This window comes from Caulobacter sp. GW821-FHT10E02, assembly GCF_059415225.1.
Genome location: NZ_JBWKMV010000002.1, coordinates 667,499 through 683,562, shown reverse-complemented (window position 1 = coordinate 683,562; position 16,064 = coordinate 667,499). Strand labels below are relative to the sequence as shown.

Annotated in this window: 14 protein-coding genes; 6 read left to right on the top strand and 8 right to left on the bottom strand. The window is 69.4% G+C overall.

The window, feature by feature from the left end; translation table 11 throughout:
- Positions 1–40 precede the first annotated feature (40 nt).
- From AC07NI_RS12980 to rlmN, 3 genes are all read left to right on the top strand, one after another.
- Positions 41–649, top strand: coding sequence for a flavodoxin family protein (locus tag AC07NI_RS12980; RefSeq protein WP_494619554.1), 609 nt, complete (start codon positions 41–43; stop codon positions 647–649).
- 170 nt (positions 650–819) lie between these two features.
- Positions 820–1,620: an SDR family NAD(P)-dependent oxidoreductase gene (locus tag AC07NI_RS12975; RefSeq protein ID WP_494619550.1), complete on the top strand. Its 801-nt coding sequence runs from the start codon at positions 820–822 to the stop codon at positions 1,618–1,620.
- Between the two features lie 84 nt (positions 1,621–1,704).
- Positions 1,705–2,919, top strand: a complete 1,215-nt coding sequence (rlmN, locus tag AC07NI_RS12970) for a dual-specificity RNA methyltransferase RlmN (protein WP_494620530.1) — start codon at positions 1,705–1,707, stop codon at positions 2,917–2,919.
- Positions 2,920–2,996: 77 nt separating this feature from the next.
- On the opposite strand, the gene AC07NI_RS12965 is transcribed toward rlmN, so the two are convergent.
- The gene (locus tag AC07NI_RS12965; RefSeq protein ID WP_494619547.1) at positions 2,997–3,374 is read right to left on the bottom strand and encodes an ArsR/SmtB family transcription factor; all 378 of its coding nucleotides are present in this window, start codon (positions 3,372–3,374) and stop codon (positions 2,997–2,999) included.
- 50 nt (positions 3,375–3,424) lie between these two features.
- On the opposite strand from AC07NI_RS12965, the gene AC07NI_RS12960 reads away from it, so the two are divergent.
- From AC07NI_RS12960 to AC07NI_RS12950, 3 genes are all read left to right on the top strand, one after another.
- Positions 3,425–3,874, top strand: coding sequence for an SRPBCC domain-containing protein (locus tag AC07NI_RS12960; RefSeq protein ID WP_494619544.1), 450 nt, complete (start codon positions 3,425–3,427; stop codon positions 3,872–3,874).
- Positions 3,875–3,967: 93 nt separating this feature from the next.
- Positions 3,968–4,396 carry a DUF350 domain-containing protein gene (locus AC07NI_RS12955; protein ID WP_494619541.1) on the top strand — a complete coding sequence of 143 codons (429 nt, stop codon included), beginning with the start codon at positions 3,968–3,970 and terminating at the stop codon, positions 4,394–4,396.
- Positions 4,397–4,421: 25 nt separating this feature from the next.
- Positions 4,422–5,255 (top strand): S1 family peptidase, encoded by an 834-nt coding sequence (locus tag AC07NI_RS12950; RefSeq protein ID WP_494619539.1) that lies wholly within the window; start codon positions 4,422–4,424, stop codon positions 5,253–5,255.
- Between the two features lie 9 nt (positions 5,256–5,264).
- Here the strand turns inward: AC07NI_RS12950 and AC07NI_RS12945 are convergent, their stop codons facing one another.
- The 7 genes from AC07NI_RS12945 to AC07NI_RS12915 all read right to left on the bottom strand — a co-directional run bounded on the left by AC07NI_RS12945 (position 5,265) and on the right by AC07NI_RS12915 (position 15,763).
- Positions 5,265–6,959 carry an AmpG family muropeptide MFS transporter gene (locus tag AC07NI_RS12945; RefSeq protein ID WP_494619535.1) on the bottom strand — a complete coding sequence of 565 codons (1,695 nt, stop codon included), beginning with the start codon at positions 6,957–6,959 and terminating at the stop codon, positions 5,265–5,267.
- A 33-nt stretch (positions 6,960–6,992) separates the two neighbouring features.
- Positions 6,993–8,522: a response regulator gene (locus tag AC07NI_RS12940; RefSeq protein WP_494619530.1), complete on the bottom strand. Its 1,530-nt coding sequence runs from the start codon at positions 8,520–8,522 to the stop codon at positions 6,993–6,995.
- Positions 8,523–8,558: 36 nt separating this feature from the next.
- On the bottom strand, positions 8,559–10,091 hold the full coding sequence (locus AC07NI_RS12935; protein WP_494619528.1) for a YifB family Mg chelatase-like AAA ATPase: 1,533 nt from the start codon (positions 10,089–10,091) through the stop codon (positions 8,559–8,561).
- 108 nt (positions 10,092–10,199) lie between these two features.
- The gene (gene gshB / locus AC07NI_RS12930) at positions 10,200–11,153 is read right to left on the bottom strand and encodes a glutathione synthase (protein ID WP_494619526.1); all 954 of its coding nucleotides are present in this window, start codon (positions 11,151–11,153) and stop codon (positions 10,200–10,202) included.
- Positions 11,154–11,327: 174 nt separating this feature from the next.
- Complete coding sequence (locus AC07NI_RS12925; protein WP_494619524.1) at positions 11,328–12,797, bottom strand: OprO/OprP family phosphate-selective porin; 1,470 nt, start codon at positions 12,795–12,797, stop codon at positions 11,328–11,330.
- A gap of 108 nt (positions 12,798–12,905) precedes the next feature.
- Positions 12,906–13,904: an alpha/beta hydrolase gene (locus tag AC07NI_RS12920; protein ID WP_494619522.1), complete on the bottom strand. Its 999-nt coding sequence runs from the start codon at positions 13,902–13,904 to the stop codon at positions 12,906–12,908.
- A 41-nt stretch (positions 13,905–13,945) separates the two neighbouring features.
- Positions 13,946–15,763, bottom strand: a complete 1,818-nt coding sequence (locus AC07NI_RS12915; protein WP_494619520.1) for a methyl-accepting chemotaxis protein — start codon at positions 15,761–15,763, stop codon at positions 13,946–13,948.
- Between the last annotated feature and the right edge of the window lie 301 nt (positions 15,764–16,064).

Below are 16,064 nucleotides of genomic sequence, written 5' to 3'. Positions count from 1 at the left end.
TCGCTACCGTTTCAATCGCCGAAACGAGGGAGACTTCGAAATGACCACCGTCGCCATCGTCTATCACTCGGGTTACGGCCACACCGCCGTCCTGGCCGACAAGGTCGCTCAGGGTGTCCGCGACGCAGGCCAGACCCCGGTGCTGCTGAAGATCGAGAACGCCGCCCAGGATTTCGCCCCGCTGATCGAGGAAGCCACCAAGGCCGACGCGATCATCTTCGGCGCCCCGACCTACATGGGCGACGTCTCGGGCGTGTTCAAAGTGTTCGCCGACGCCACCGCCGGCGTCTTCTTCACCGGCGCCTGGAAGGACAAGCTGGCCGCCGGCTTCACCAACTCGCACAGCTTCGCCGGCGACAAGGGCCACGCCCTGGAGAGCCTGACCATCCTGGCCGCCCAGCATGGCATGAACTGGATCAACCTCGGCATTCCCCCGCCGAATGTCACCGCCGCCGAACGGGGTCCCGACACCCTGAACCGCGTCGGCTCGTTCATCGGCGTCGCCGCCCAGTCGGACAACGCCTCGCCCGAGGTGACCCCGCCGGCCGGCGATCGCGAGACCGCCCGCCTGCTGGGCGAGCGCGTGGCCAAGGCCGCCGTCCGCTGGACGGTCGGCGCCCAGGCGCCCGAGCTCAGCCAGGCCGCCTAACCAGCCCCCAAGGCCGCGGTGGTCTCCCTCCCTGACCGCGGCCTGGAAGAGGCGCGCCCCAGCCGTGCGGCGCGCCTCTTCCACCTCTGCCTTTTGAGGGCTGCTTGAACCAAATCACGGGCCGTGCTCGTCTCCGGCGAAGTTTTCGTCTTCCACCGGATCACCTCAGCATGGCCCGCCGTCTCGCCCTGATCACCGGCGCCTCCGCCGGCATCGGGGCCGCCTCCGCCCGCATCTACGCCAGCCACGGCTATGACGTGGCCCTGACCGCGCGCCGGGCCGACCGCCTCGAGGGCCTGGCCGCCGAGATCAAGCTGCGTTCCGGCGTCGAGGCCTACGCCATCCCCGCCGACCTGGCCGAGCCCGCCGGCGTCGACACCGTCCTGGCCGCGCTGGCCGAGCAGGGCCGGGTGGTCGACGCGCTCGTGAACAACGCTGGCTACGGCCTGCCGGGGACCTACGATTCCACGAGCTGGGCCGACCAGGCCAAGTTCCTGCAGCTGATGCTGACCAGCGTCTGCGAGATGACCCACAAGGTGCTGCCGGGCATGGTCGAGCGGAAGTTCGGCCGCATCGTCAATGTCGCCTCGCTGGCGGGCCTGGTCCCCGGCGCGGCCGGCCACACCCTGTACGCGGCGACTAAGGGTTTCCTCGTAAAGTTCTCCCAGAGCCTGCACCTGGAGAACCTGTCGACCGGCGTCCACGTCTCGGCGCTGTGCCCGGGTTTCACCTATTCGGAGTTCCACGACGTCAACGGCACCCGCGCCCAGGTCAGCCAGGGCGTGCCCGAATGGATGTGGCTGGGCGCCGACGAGGTCGCCGCCGCCGGCTACGAGGCCGCCGAGGCCAACCGCTCGATCTGCGTCCCCGGCGCCCCGAACAAGGCCATCGCCGCCATCGCCAAGATCGTCCCCGACGACTGGGCCCTGGCCCTGATCGCCAGCCAGGGCGGCAAGTTCCGGAAGGTGTGACGACGGGTCTCGATGGGGTTTTTTGGAAAACCGCCTCGGACCTGCTATATGTCCGCCTCGGCCCCCGAGCATCCGGACACCCCCTTGAGCGTCACCCTCGACCTGTCGCGCGTCTCCACCGACGCCGCGCCCGCCATCCCCGTCGCAAAACCCATGGTCAACCTCTCGGGCCTCACGCGCCCGCAGCTGGTCGCGGCCCTGGTCGAGAGCGGCGTGGTCGAGCACGGCAAGGCCAAGATGCGCGCCACCCAGATCTTCCGCTGGATGCACCATCGCGGCGTCACCGACTTCGCCAATATGAGCGACGTCGCCAAGGAGACCCGCGCCCGCCTGGCCGAGGCCTTCACCATCGCTCGTCCCGAGATCGTCGAGCGCCAGGTGTCCAAGGACGGCACCCGCAAGTGGCTGATCCGCATGGCCCCGGGCATCGAGGTCGAGAGCGTCTACATCCCCGGCGTCGGCCGCGCCGGCGCCCTGTGCGTGTCCAGCCAGGTTGGCTGCACGCTGAACTGCAGCTTCTGCCACACCGGCACCCAGCCGCTGGTCCGCAACCTGACCGCCGCCGAGATCGTCGCCCAGGTCCAGGTGGCCAAGGACGACCTGGCCGAATGGCCGTCGGACAAGGAAGACCGCGTGCTCTCGAACATCGTGTTCATGGGCATGGGCGAGCCGCTGTACAATCTGGGCCAGGTGGCCGACGCCATCGAGATCATCAGCGACAACGAGGGCATCGGCATCTCGCGTCGCCGCATCACGGTCTCGACCTCGGGCGTGGTGCCGATGCTGGAGAAGCTGGGCAATACGACCCAGGCCATGCTGGCGATCAGCCTGCACGCCACCAACGACGCCCTGCGCGACGAGCTGGTGCCGCTGAACAAGAAGTACCCGATCGCCGAGCTGATGGCCGGCATCCGCGCCTATCCGGGCCTGTCCAACGCCCGCCGCGTGACCTTCGAGTACGTGATGCTGAAGGGCGTCAACGACAGCCCCGACGAGGCGCGCGCGCTCGTGAAGCTGATCAAGGGCATCCCGGCCAAGATCAACCTGATCCCGTTCAATCCGTGGCCGGGCAGCGACTACCTGTGCTCGGACTGGTCGACGATCGAGGCCTTCGCCGCGATCCTCAACAAGGCCGGCTACTCCTCGCCGATCCGCACCCCGCGCGGGCGCGACATCCTGGCCGCCTGCGGCCAGCTGAAGAGCGAGAGCGAGAAGGTCCGGGCCTCGGCGCTGCGCAAGCTGTCGCTGGCGGCGATGGCCGGCGTGCTGTCGGACGATGATGAGGACGAGGCGGCCTAGGGCCTGCAACTCAAATCCGCTCATCCCCGCGAAAGCGGGGACCCAAGCGGACTCTCAGGATATGGCGCGGCCGCGGATCAATCCGCTGACTCGGCTTGGGTCCCCGCTTTCGCGAGGATGAGCGGAGTCGTGGGGTCCTCCACCACCTTCTTCAACCGGCTCAGCATCCCTGCCGCATAGGCCGCGTACGGCCCGATCCACCGCTCGTGGATGGCGTGCACCGGCAGGGCGTCCAGGTGGTTCCAGCGCTCGCGGCCGCGCCGTTCGGCGACCAGCAGCCCGGCCTCTTCCAGCACGCCCAGATGCTGCATCACCGTGCAGCGATCCAGTTCCGCGAACCGCGCGCAGAGCATGCCGGTGGTCAGCGGCTCTTCCTTCAGCAGGTCCAGGATCCGTCGCCGGACCCGGTGGCCCAGCGCCTTGAAGATCAGGTCCGCTTCGTCCTCACTTGACATGTTATAAGATTATAACACATGGTCGCGCCTATCAAGGATGGAGATGTCCCATGGCGCACGAATTCACCGTCGGCGGCCGGATCGCCAAGCCCGTGTCCGAGGTCTTCGAGGCCGTTGTCGATCCTGCGAAACTCTCCGGCTACTTCACCACCGGCGGCGCCCAAGGCCGTCTCGAGACCGGCGCGACGGTCACCTGGGACTTCCACGATTTCCCCGGCGCCTTCCCGGTCGAGGTGGTCGAGGTCGTGGCCAATGAGAAGATCGTCCTGCGCTGGGGCTCGGCCGAGCCGGGCGCGACCCACAAGACCGAGGTGACCATGACCTTCGCCGACACCGGCGACGGCCGCACCCTGGTGAAGATCCACGAGGCCGGCTGGAGCGACACGCCGGCGGGCGAGAAGGCCGCGTTCGGCAATTGCGAGGGCTGGACCGGCATGCTGTGCGCCATGAAGGTCTTCGTCGAGCACGGCCTGAACCTGCGCGAAGGCTTCTACAAGTAGCGTCAACTCCCCCGACGCGGGCGCCCCCTACGCAAATCTTGTCGACCCGTGTTAGTCAGTGGGCCGCAAGTTTTCCCGGGGTAGTTCGCGTCCATGCCGTCCCAGCTCCAGTCGCCCGAAGTCCAGGCCTTCGCCACCGGCTTCCCGGTCACCCTGCTGCACGCCAGCGTGACCCTGGTCATGCTGATCCTGGGCACGGCGCTCTATGCGCTGCTGACCCCGCACAAGGAAATCACCCTGATCCGCGAGGGCAATTCGGCCGCCGCCCTGTCGCTGGGCGGGGTGATGGTCGGCCTGGCCATCCCGCTGGCCATCTCGCTGACGGCCTCGACCTCGGTGATCGAGATCATGATCTGGGGCGCGGCGACCATCGCCGTGCAGCTGCTGGTGTTCCGCGTCACCGACATGGTGCTGAAGGGGCTGCCCGAGCGCATCCAGGAGGGCGAGATCTCGGCCGCCGCCCTGCTGGTCGGCGCCAAGCTGGCCACCGCCCTGATCCTCGCCGCCGCCGTGGCCGGCTAAGCCGGCACGGTCGGGGGACCTCCCAGTGCATTTCCCCAAGCTTCCCGATTGGCTGGTCTACGCCGCCGCCGTCAGCGCCCTGGTGATCGTCGCCGTCGGCCGGCAGGAGCGCTCGGACGCGCCGCCGCCGCCGCCGCCGGTGCCGGGCGAGGAGGGCATGCCGCTGGGACCGTCGTCGCCGTTCGACCCATCGATCGTGGTCCAGGTGCCCGACAAGCCCGAGCCGGGCTCGGGCACGGCCTTCTCGGTCGGTGACGACGGCACCTGGCTGACCGCTCGCCACGTGGTCGACGGCTGCAAGCAGGCCGCCATCGTCGTGGCCGACGGGCGCGGCGTGGCGGCCAAGATCCATGTCGATCCCAGCGCCGACGCCGCCATCCTGACCACCGAGGGCGGCGCGCCGTCGGTGCCGCTGGGCCTGGACGTGCCGCTGCGCCGGGGCGCGCGCGCCTATCATCCGGGCTTCCCGCAAGGCCATCCGGGCGAGGCGGCCTCGCGCCTGCTGGGCCGCGAGAACCTGGTCGTCCACGGCCGTGGGGCCCGCACCGAGCCGGTGCTGGTCTGGGCCGAGGTCGGCCGCACCGACACGCTGAAGGGCACCCTGGCCGGCCTCTCGGGCTCGCCGGCCCTGGACAGCGCCGGGCGTGTGATCGGGGTGACCGTCGCCGAGGCCCCGCGTCGCGGCCGCATCTACACGACCGCGCCCGAGACCCTGAAGACCCTGCTGGGCCCGCGCCGTCGGCCCTCGCCGTCGGAATTCGCGCCGAGCGAGCCGATCACCACCGAGAACTACGGCCGCGTCGCCGACGGCCTGCGCCGCGACCTGCGGGTGGCCCAGGTGGTGTGCCTGAAGGTTTAGGGAGCAGGTCTAGGCCGCCGCCGGTTCGGCCTCGGTTTCCGCCGGCTTCTGCCGCGCCGCCACCAGGAACGACAGCACGATCGCCACCACGCCGATCAGCGCGGTGTAGATGAAGAAGGCCGTGTAGCCGGCCGCCATGGCCTGGGCGCTGACGCCCAGCTTGGCGCCGGCGGCGGTGAAGCTCTCGGGCGGCAGGCGGGTGAACAGGCCCTTCAGCGCGCCGACCGGGCCGCCGTGTTCGGCCGCCACCGCCGAGCCTTCGACGATACGTCCGGACTGGGAGGCGAGCAGCTTGCCGGGCAGGGAATAGAGCGAGGCGAACAGGGCGTACTGGGTGGCCGTGAAGCCCGCCGTGGTCAGGCTGGACATGTAGGTGATCAGGGCCGTGCCGGCGATGCCGCCCGCCAGGTTGTCGATGCAGATCGAGGCGAACAGCATGCCGGTATTGTGGCCGCTCATGGCCAGCACCGCGAACATCAGGTTGCTGATCGGCTGGGCGAAGGCGCCGATGATCAGGGCCTTCATCAGGCCAAAGCGCGCCACGATCACCCCGCCCAGGAACACGCCCAGCATCGAGGCGACGATGCCGAACACCTTCCGGATCTCGGCGATCTCGGTCAGCGTAAAGCCCATGTCGCGGTAGAACGGGTTCATGATGTTGAGCACGAAGTCCGAGACGCGATAGACGCAGATCGTCGCCAGGATCAGGCCGGCCACGCCCGCGAACCGGGTCAGGAACTCCTTCAGCGGCGCGCCCAGGGCGGTCGACAGATAGACGCCCGGCTTGGTCGGGACCTTGGGGATCGGCCAGGCGGCGATCGTCACCACGACCAGGCCCGCCAGCACCCCGACCAGCTGCAGCCAGACGCCGTTGGGCTTGGCCTTCCAGGCCGCCTCCAGCGCCTCGCCGCCGGCGAACTTGCTCAGCAGGCTGGCGTCGCCCGACAGGCCCGAGCCGACCAGCAGGGCGCCGATCAGCAGGATGGCCAAGCGCACCAGCCATTCGCCGATCTCCAGGGCCTTGGGCTGGACGACGCCGTCGGTGTGGATTTCGCGGATGGTGTGAGCCTGCTCGCGCGGGGCCAGCAGGGTGGAGATCACCCCGATGCTCATGGCCACGGCCATGGCCAGGTACGAGATGTTCCAGCCGAAGCGCTCGGCCAGCAGCAGCGGCACGGCGCCAGCCATGATCATCGCGCCGCGATAGCCCCACTGCACGGCCACGGCCATCTGGCCCTGGCGCTCGGTGTCCACGACCTCGATGCGCCAGGCGTCGATGACGATGTCCTGAGTGGCGGTGGTGAAGCCGACGATCACGGCGACCAGCGCCATCAGCGGCAGGTTGGTCGCCGGATTGATCCCGGAAATGGCCAGCAGGCCCAGGATGATTACGGCCTGGCAGGCCAGCATCCACGCGCGGCGATGGCCCAAGAGGCCGTGCAGCACCGGGATCTTGGTGCGGTCGATCAGCGGGGCCCACAGGAACTTGAACGAGAACGACAGGGTGGCCAGGCTGAAGAAGCCGATCACCGCCAGCGACAGGCCCGCATCGCGCAGCCACAGCGACAGGGTGTCGAAGATCAGCATGTAGGGCAGGCCCGACGCGAAGCCGAGGCCCAGCATCACCAGGCTGCGCCGCTCGCCGAAGAAGGCGAGGGTCTGGAGAAGGGTCTTCTTCTCCTGCGGCTTTGCGGTGTCAGTCATGGTGATCCCCCTGCGGGGATTTCGCCCCGCCCTTTAGCCGGCGACCTTGGCTCGCGTCGCGGTTTTCGTCCAGCCGCTGGAGACGCCGCCAGTCGTCCAGCGCTTGAGGGCGTCGCGTAGGGCCTCTTGCGTCAGGGGCTTCACGAGGAAGTCGTCCATGCCGGCGGCCAGGCAGGCGCGCTTGTCCTCGTCGAAGGCGTCGGCGGTCAGGGCGGCGATCGGCGAGGCCACGCCCTTGGCCCGCAAGGCCTTGGCGGCCGCGACGCCGGACAGCCCGGGCATCCGCAGGTCCATCAGGATCAGGTCGTAGGCGCCGGCCGAAGCGGCGGCCACCGCCTGCTCGCCGTCGGCGACGCGATCGACCTTGCAGCCTTCGCGCTCCAGCAGGGTGCGGGCCAGCAGGGCGTTGATCGGGTTGTCCTCGGCCAGCAGCACGCGCACGCCCTGGGCCACGGCCCCGGCGATGCGGTCATCGTGGGCGGGTTCGTCGGCCGGGGCGGTCTCAGTGGTCCCGGCCTGCAGCACCTGGGCGACCAGCGAGGCGGCGCGCAGCGGCTTGATCAGATAACCCGAGAAGCCGGCGGCCTTCAGGCGATCGATGCGATCGCGCTGTTCGGGGGTCAGCAGCACCACGGCCTTGCGGCCGGCGGGCGGCTTCAGCGCCCCGCGCGGGCCGGCCAGGACGGCGTCGATCAGCAGCACGGCGTCGGCCGGCGCGCCCGACAGGGCCGAGGCGATGTCGACGGCGGCGAAGGCGCGGCCGCCGGCGGCCTCGATCTGGCGCACGGTGGCGGCGCGGACGATGGCGTTGGGCGAGGCGATGGCGACGCTGCGGCCTTCCAGCGGAGTCGCGCGGGTGGCCGGAGCGGCGATGGCGAACGGCGCCTCGAACCAGAATTCGGCGCCTTGGCCCAGCTCGCCGCCGACCCCGACCTCGCCGTTCATGGCCTTGGTCAGGGTGGAGACGATGGCTAGCCCCAGGCCCGCGCCGCCCAGCTGGGTGGCGTGGGTGATGTCGGTCTGGACGAAGGCCTCGAAGATCCGCTGGCGGGCCTCGGGCGCGACGCCGGGGCCGGTGTCGGCGACGGAGAAGCGGATGCGGCCGTCGGTGGTAGCGGTCGCGGTCAGCAAGACGCCGCCGGCCTCGGTGAACTTCACGGCGTTGCCGGCGAAGTTCAGCAGGATCTGGCGCAGGCGGCCTTCGTCGGCCTGGATGGTCGGCAGGGGATGCGGCACGGCCCAGGCGATCTCGACGCCCTTCTCGTGGGCCCGGGGGCTCATCAGTTCGGCGACCTGGCGCAGCAGGCCCTCGATATCGACCGGCGCGAGGCTGAGCTCGATCGAGGCCGCGCCCAGGCGGGCGAAGTGCAGCACGTCATTGACCAGCGACAGCAGGTGGTCGCCGCTCTCGCGCAGGGCGGTGACATAGGACCGCTGCTCGGCCGTCAGCTTGGTGTTTTCCAGCAGACGCGCCATGCCCAGCACGCCGTTCAGCGGGGTGCGGAACTCGTGGCTCAAGGTGGCCAGCTGCTCGGGCGTGACGCCGGGTTTCTGATCGCTCATGGAGATCAAGGTTACCCGGCGCGGCTTAACGGGCGGTCAAACGCGCGCGACTTCCTCGCCCGGCGTGTTGGTCCGTCGGTAGGCCAGGGCCTCGGCCACGTGGACGCGGCGGACGGCGTCGGCGCCTTCCAGGTCGGCGATGGTGCGGGCCAGGCGCAGGGTTCGGGTCCAGCCTCGTGCGCTGATCCGGCCGGCTTCCGCGGCCTGGGCCAGCAGGGCGCGGCCGGAGGCGTCGAGGCCGGTGATCTTCTCTAGAAAGGCCCCTTCGGCGCGGCCATTCAGACCGTCGGCGGCGTCCAGCGCCTCGGCGCGGTCCTGTTGCAGCGCCCGCGCCCTCGCCACCCGCGCGGCGGCCTCGGCCGAGCCTTCGGCCGGCGGCGGCAGGGAGAGGTCGGCGGCGGTGACGGCGGGCATGTCGACGGCAAGATCGATGCGGTCGAGCATCGGGCCCGACACCCGGCCCTGGTAATCCAGCTGGCAGCGCGGAGCCTTGCCGCAAGCGCCGCGCCCGGCCCCGCCGTGGCCGCAGCGACAGGGGTTCATGGCCGCCACCAGCTGCACCCGGGCTGGATAGCGGATGTGGAAGTTGGCGCGGGCCACCATCACCTCGCCGGTCTCCAGCGGCGCGCGCAGGCTGTCCAGCGCCTGGCGGCCGAACTCGGGAAGTTCGTCGAGGAACAGCACGCCATTGTGGGCCAGCGACACCTCGCCCGGCTTGGCCCTCAGCCCGCCGCCGGTCAGGGCGGCCATCGAGGCGCTATGATGAGGGGCGCGGAACGGCCTGTCTCTCGTGAGCGCGCCGCGCGCGATCAGCCCGGCCACCGAATGGACCATAGAGGTCTCCAGCAGCTCCGACGAGGTCAGCGGCGGCAGCAGGCCCGGTAGGCGCTGGGCCAGCATCGACTTGCCCGAGCCCGGCGGACCGACGAACAGCAGGTTGTGGCCGCCGGCCGCGGCGATCTCCAGAGCCCGCTTGGCGTGCTCCTGGCCTTTCACGTCGCGCAGGTCCTTGGGCCGCTCGCCCTCGACGATCGGGCCGGGCGAAGGGGCCGACAGGATCTGGCTGCCCCGGAAGTGGTTGATCAGCGACACCAGCGAGCGCGGGGCCAGGATCCGGGTCTCGCCGGCCCAGGCCGCCTCGGGGCCGGAGGCCTCCGGGCAGATCAGGCCGAGACCCATGGCCCCGGCCGCCATCGCCGCCGGCAGGGCTCCGGCGGCCGGCACGATGCGGCCGTCGAGCGAGAGCTCACCCATGGCCGCCCAGCCGTCCAGCGCGTCCATCGGGATCACGCCGATGGCGGACATTACCGCCAGGGCGATCGGCAGGTCGAAGTGCGTGCCTTCCTTGGGCAGGTCGGCCGGCGCCAGGTTGGCGACGATGCGCTTGCCGGGCAGCGACAGGCCGAGGCCGGCGAAGGCCCCGCGCACCCGCTCGCGGCTCTCGGCCACCGCCTTGTCCGCCAGGCCGACGATGACGAAGACTTGCTGACCGGTGGTCAGCTGCACCTCGACATCGACGCGCCGGGCCTCGACACCCTCAAACGCGACGGTGACCACTCTGGCGGCCATCCAAGTCCCTCATGGATAAGGATTTTATCCACAAGTCACAGCATAGCTTGCGAAATGGAGCAAGAACGAAAAACGAACGTTTCAAGAAAACGCTACGTTTCCGCAGAGTTACCCACCGTTGCGACGAATGTCCTCGATGCGGTCCCAAAGTAGAGCCGCCGCGTTGATACCGGTAAAGCGCTTCAGCTGTTGGGCGCCGGTGGGCGACGTGACGTTGATTTCCGTCAGGTACTCGCCAATGACGTCAATGCCGACAAAGATCAGTCCACGGCGTTTCAGCTCGGGGCCGATGATCCGGCAGAGCTCCAGGTCGCGCGGGGTCAGTTCGACCGCTTCGGCGCGGCCGCCGACCCGCAGGTTCGAGCGCACCTGGCCCGTCGCCGGCACCCGGTTGATGGCCCCAATGGGCTCGCCGTCGACCAGCAGGACGCGCTTGTCGCCCTTGCTGACGGCCGGCACGAACTTCTGGGCGATGACCTGCTCGCGGCCGATCATGGCGTGCAGTTCCAGCAGGGCGTCGAGATTGGGATCGTCCGCCAGCAGACGGGCCACGCCCGAACCGCCGCCGCCGTACAGCGGCTTCAGCACGATGTCGCCGTGGCGGGCGCGGAAGTCGTAGATCGCCTCGTGGTCCGAGGTGATCAGGGTCGGCGGCTGCACGCCCGGAAAGTCGGTGACGAACAGCTTTTCCGGCGCGTTGCGCACCTCGGTCGGGTTGTTCACCACCAGGGTGTGCGGGTGGATCTTGTCCAGGAAGTGGGTGGCCGTGATGTAGGCCATGTCGAACGGCGGGTCCTGGCGCATCAGGACGACGTCGATGTCGTCCTTCATGTCGAGGATCACCGTCTCGCCCAGCTTGGCGTGCGCGCCCTTCTCGGCGAAGACCTCCAGCGGCTGGGCGCGGGCGAACACCCGGCCGTCCTCCTGCGAGAGCTTGTCGGGCGTGTAGAACCACAGCTTATGGCCGCGCTCCTTGGCCTCCATCATCATCAGGAAGGTCGTGTCGGTGTCGATGTTGATCCCCAGGACGGGATCCATCTGGACGGCGACTCTGAGCGACATGGGGGCGATCCTTCGGGATGTCTGTGCGTCGTCTAGTTAAGGCGATTTCCAGGGATTGCGAGGGCGGATAAGGCGGCGCCCGCCCCGGGGAGGTCGGGACGGGCGCCTGGACGCGACGAAATGTGGGGCGGCCACTGGGAGGAGACCGCCCCTGGGGGAGAAGCGCGTGTCCGATTAGAACGCGATTTCGCCGCGAACGCTGAGGCTGTCGCCCGTGTCCAGGCCCTTGAACGAGCCGACCTTGTTGCTCGTCTTCCAGTGCACGTAGTTGGTCATGATCCGCGCCCAGTCGTTCAGGTACCAGTTCAGGCCGACCGTGTAGGCGTCGCCCTCGCCGCCGTTGGCGACGTTGGTGAAGTCGATCTTGTCGTAGCGGGTGGCGAGTTCGAACGCGCCCGGGCCGCCGCTGGTGACGGGGTGCAGGACCTTCACGCCGCTCCAGATGCCCGAGCGGGTCGAGAAGCCGGGACGCTCGCCGGTCAGCAGGTAGCCGGCATAGATCGACTTGGCCTTCTGCTTCACGTTCGGGCCGACCTGCAGGCTGATGTCGCGCGTGCCCTGCTCGGCGAAGACCCAGAACGAGCGGTAGGTGCCGCCGACCTCGAAGCCGTAGCCGTTGTCATGCTCGGGATTGGCCAGCGAGCTGGCCGAGACCTTCAGATTGTCGTTGAAGCCCGGGCCGATATAGCTGGTCTTGTTGATGGTCGTCGTGGCCGGGGCCAGGTCTTCCGAGAAGCCCCAGACGCCCAGGTGGACGAAGCCGTCCTTGGTCTTGACCGGGTTCCAGTGGGCGCGGCCGGCCAGGGTCAGCGGGCTGCGGTCGGTGCCGGCCTGGCTGATCGGGCCGCCGGTCAGCGAGACGCTGGCGTGCCAGTTGCCGCCATAGATCTTGGCCATGGCGCCCAGGCCGAAGAAGCCCTTCTGCGGGGCGGCGACGTTGGCCACCACGTTGCGCTCCATGAACGGCAGCGACACGCCCGAGGTCGAGCCGTCGATCGTGCGGTCGTTCAGCTTGTTGCCTAGGTAGTACTCGACCACGTGGCCGGCGATGCTGGAGTCGTAGGAGAGGTAGACCTCCTTCATCGACACCACTTCGTCGGCGAAGTCGGCTTCGATCTTGTAGCCCAGCTTGCCCATCTGGCCTTCGGCGCCCAGGCGGATCGAGGCGGCTTCCGTGCCGGTGATGTTGCGGGCCTCGAAGGCCGAGCCGCGGGTCGTGGAGGTGTCGATCTGGACGCGGCCGCGCGGGTGGAAGGTGAAGAAGCCATCAGAGCTGGTGAACTCCGGACCGCCGTCGGCCCACTTGACCTTCAGGGCGCCCTGCTGGGCGTCCTGCAGCTGGAGGATCTGGGCCTGGGCGGCTTGGAGCTCAGCGGTGGTGGTCTCCAGAGCCTGGGTGTTGGCCGCAACGGCGGCTTGCGTCTCGGCCGGGACGGCCGGGGCGGCGGCCTTGGACTCGACGGCCGACAGGCGCTGTTCCAGGGCCTCGATCTTGGCCTGCTGGTCCTTGACCAGCTGGATCAGGGCCGCGTTGGCGTCGGGCTTCTTGGCCGTGGCCGCCGAGGCGACGCCGCCGGTGGCGAGGGTGAGCGCCAGGGCGCTGATGGTCACGGCCAGGCCGCGCTTGAAGGTAAGCTTACGCATGAGTTTTCCCTTCGCGTCGGGCAGCCCCCCTGGGCCCGCCGGTACGCGTTCGATTGGATTGATGGTGTGGGTTTGAGGTCGGGGGCCGTTGGCTCGGCCCGCTCGGTTTTAGTCCGTGGTCGGGGCGCGGGCCGCGATGGCCTTGCCGCCGAAGAAGCCGTGCGACTTGGCCCAGTTGGCGAACAGGGCCGGCCAGCCGGCGGTCGGGCCGCCGGGGACGCCCATGTTGAAGCTGTGGCCGCCCTGCTCGAAGACGTGCAGCTCGACCGGGGCCTTGGCCGCCCGCAGCGCGCCGAACATGATCAGGCTGTTGTCGATGGCCGAGACGCCGTCATCGACGCACTGGGCCAGGAAGGTCGGCGGGGTCTTGTTGGAGACGTGGGTCTCGACCGACATGGCCGCGCTCTGCTCGGCGGTGGGGTTCTCGCCGGCCATCATGCGACGGGTCTGGGTGTTGTCGAACGGCGGCTTGACCGTGATCACCGGGTAGATCAGGCCGGCGAAGTCCGGGCGGGCCGAGGCTTTGTCGGCCGCGTCGATCGGGGCGTAGAAGGCCTCGTCCGGACGGCTGGAGATCATGCCGACCAGGTGGCCGCCGGCCGAGGCGCCGACCGCGCCGATCTTGGCCGGATCGACCGCGAACTCGGCGGCGCGGGCGCGCACCACGCGGACGGCGCGCTGCATGTCCTGCAGCGGGGCCTGCGGGGCCCAGCCGTCGACCGGCATGCGGTAGTAGAGCACGAAGGCCGTGACCCCCATCATGTTCAGCCAGCGGGCCATGGCCTCGCTGGTGGCGCGGATGTTGATCCGGCGATAGCCGCCGCCGGCCACCACGACCACGCCGGTGCCGTTCGGCTTGGCGGCGCGGAAGACGCGCAGGCGGGGCTGGCTGACATTGGTCACCGAGCCGTCGTGCGAGCCGTCCTGCAGGACGACTTCGGCGCCGCCCTTGCCCTTGCCGGCGGCCGGCATGGCGCCGTTCCACAGGTCGATGGTCTCGGGTTCGGTCGGCGGGGTAGTCGGGGCTGGAGTTTGGGCTGCGGCGACGCCGGCGGTCGAGGCGACCAGGGCCGCGCCGCCGAGCAGGGCTCTGCGATCGAGTTGCATGGGGAGTCTCATGAGCAGTGAGGAGGAGGGGTGGTGCGCCGTCAGGCGGCGCGTTGGCTGGGTCGTGACGCGCCAGGTCTTGCGACCGTTGGCGCGTCGCCGACCTGGAACTGGTTCATCAGGCGAGAAAGGTCCTCGGCCTCGCGGGCCAGGGCGTGGCTGGCGGCCGTGCTTTCCTCGACCATGGCGGCGTTCTGCTGGGTCACCTGATCCATCTGGTTCACGGCGACATTGACCTGTTGCAGGCTGGACGCCTGCTCCTGGGCCGAGGCGGCGATCTCGCCGACCAGGCCGTTGATCTCCAGCACCTGCTTGACGATCCGTTGCAGGGCCTGGCCGGTCTGGCCGACCAGGGCCACGCCCGCGCCGACCTGCTGCGAGGACTCGCCGATCAGGGCCTTGATCTCCTTGGCGGCCTCGGCCGAGCGTTGGGCCAGGGCGCGGACTTCCTGGGCGACGACCGCGAAGCCCTTGCCGGCCTCGCCCGCGCGGGCGGCTTCGACGCCGGCGTTCAAGGCTAGCAGGTTGGTCTGGAAGGCGATCTCGTCGATCACCCCGATGATCTGGGCGATCTGGGTCGAGGAGCCTTCGATCTGGGTCATGGCCGCGACCGCCTCGGCGGCGATGGTCCCGCCCTGTTCGGCGTCGGTCTTGGCGGCCGAGACGATCTGGCGGGCGTGCAGGGCGCCCTCGGCGGTGCGCTTGACCGTGGCGGTGATCTCTTCCAGCGCCGCGGCCGTCTCTTCCAGGCTGGCGGCCTGCTGCTCGGTGCGCTTGGAGAGGTCGTCGGACGCCTGGCTGATCTCGTGGCTGCCCGACTTGATGCCGTGGGTGTTGCCCGAGATCACCGACATGGCCTGGCGCAGGCGGGCGATGGCGGCGTTGAAGTCGTCCTTCAGCTGGCGGTAGTCGTCGGCGAACGGCGCCTCGATGCGGTGGGTCAGGTCGCCGTCGGCCAGGCGGGAGAGGCCGCCGGCCAGCTGCTCGACCACCATCGCCTGTTCGCGGGCGGCCTCGGCGCGGGCTTCCTCGTTGCGGGCGCGCTCGGCCTCGACGTGGCGGCGGGTCTGCGCGGCCTCGGCCTCGATCCGGACCTTCTCGATCGCGGCCTCCTTGAAGGTCAGCACGGCGTTGGCCATCAGGCCCACCTCGTCCCGGCGCGTGGTCCCCGGGACCTCGACACTGTGGTCGCCCTGGGCCAGCCGGGTCATGGCGGCGGTCATGCCCAGGATCGGGCGGGCGATGACGCGCGACAGCATCCAGGCCATGCCGATGGCGATCAGGATCGCGGCGGCGCCGCCCAGGGCGAGAGCCCAGGTCGCGCTGGCCAGGGCCTCGTCGCGTTCGACCAGGCGGACGGCCGAGCGCTTCTCGGCGGCGTCGTTGATCTCCCGCTGCAGGGCGCGGATGCGGTCCAGGCCGCCCGTGCCGATCATGGCCAAGGCCTGGGGACGGGTGGCCGGATCCCGAGCCAGGGCGATCTGGCGGTCGGCGCGGGTCGTCCGCCACTCGTGCGCCAACGCTTCCAGATGCCTGGCGCGGGCGATCTGGTCGGCGCGGGTGCTGCGGGCGATGAAGGTCTCGACGTCGCGGTCGAAGGCCTGCGCGCTGTCGCGATAGGCGCGGACGAAGCGCTCGTCGCCGGTCACCAGGAAGCCGCGCACGGCCGACTGCTGCTCCAGGATCAGGGTCTCGGTGTGGGCCGCGTACTTGGCCAGCTTGAAGCTGCGCTCGACCGCGACCGCGTTCTCGCGGATCACGCCCAGGCTGACGAACACGATGGTGCTGGCGACGAAGAAGGCCCCGATCAGGGCGACGAACGCCAGGACGATCTTCCCAGTGATTTTGACGCGAAGCATGACGCCCCCAACAGCGCGGCCCGACCACCGGCCGAGTCCTTACATTGAGGTTTCGTCTAAACTGTACCTATTACTCTTTGGTTACCGGCAGAGTTGTCAAAAAGTATTCACAAGTCATACTGAAATATCGGTATGTAGGTACGACAATTTTCTCCCAAGCATAAGCTTGTGAGTAATGGGTCTATATTTCCTATTGGTTGAATCGCCGATTCTGTTCGTCGACCGCTGGGCGGTTCGTGTCGGCGTCGCGGCCAATCGAGCACGGACATGCCAAATCGCAAACGCTGAGGCGGAAAAACGC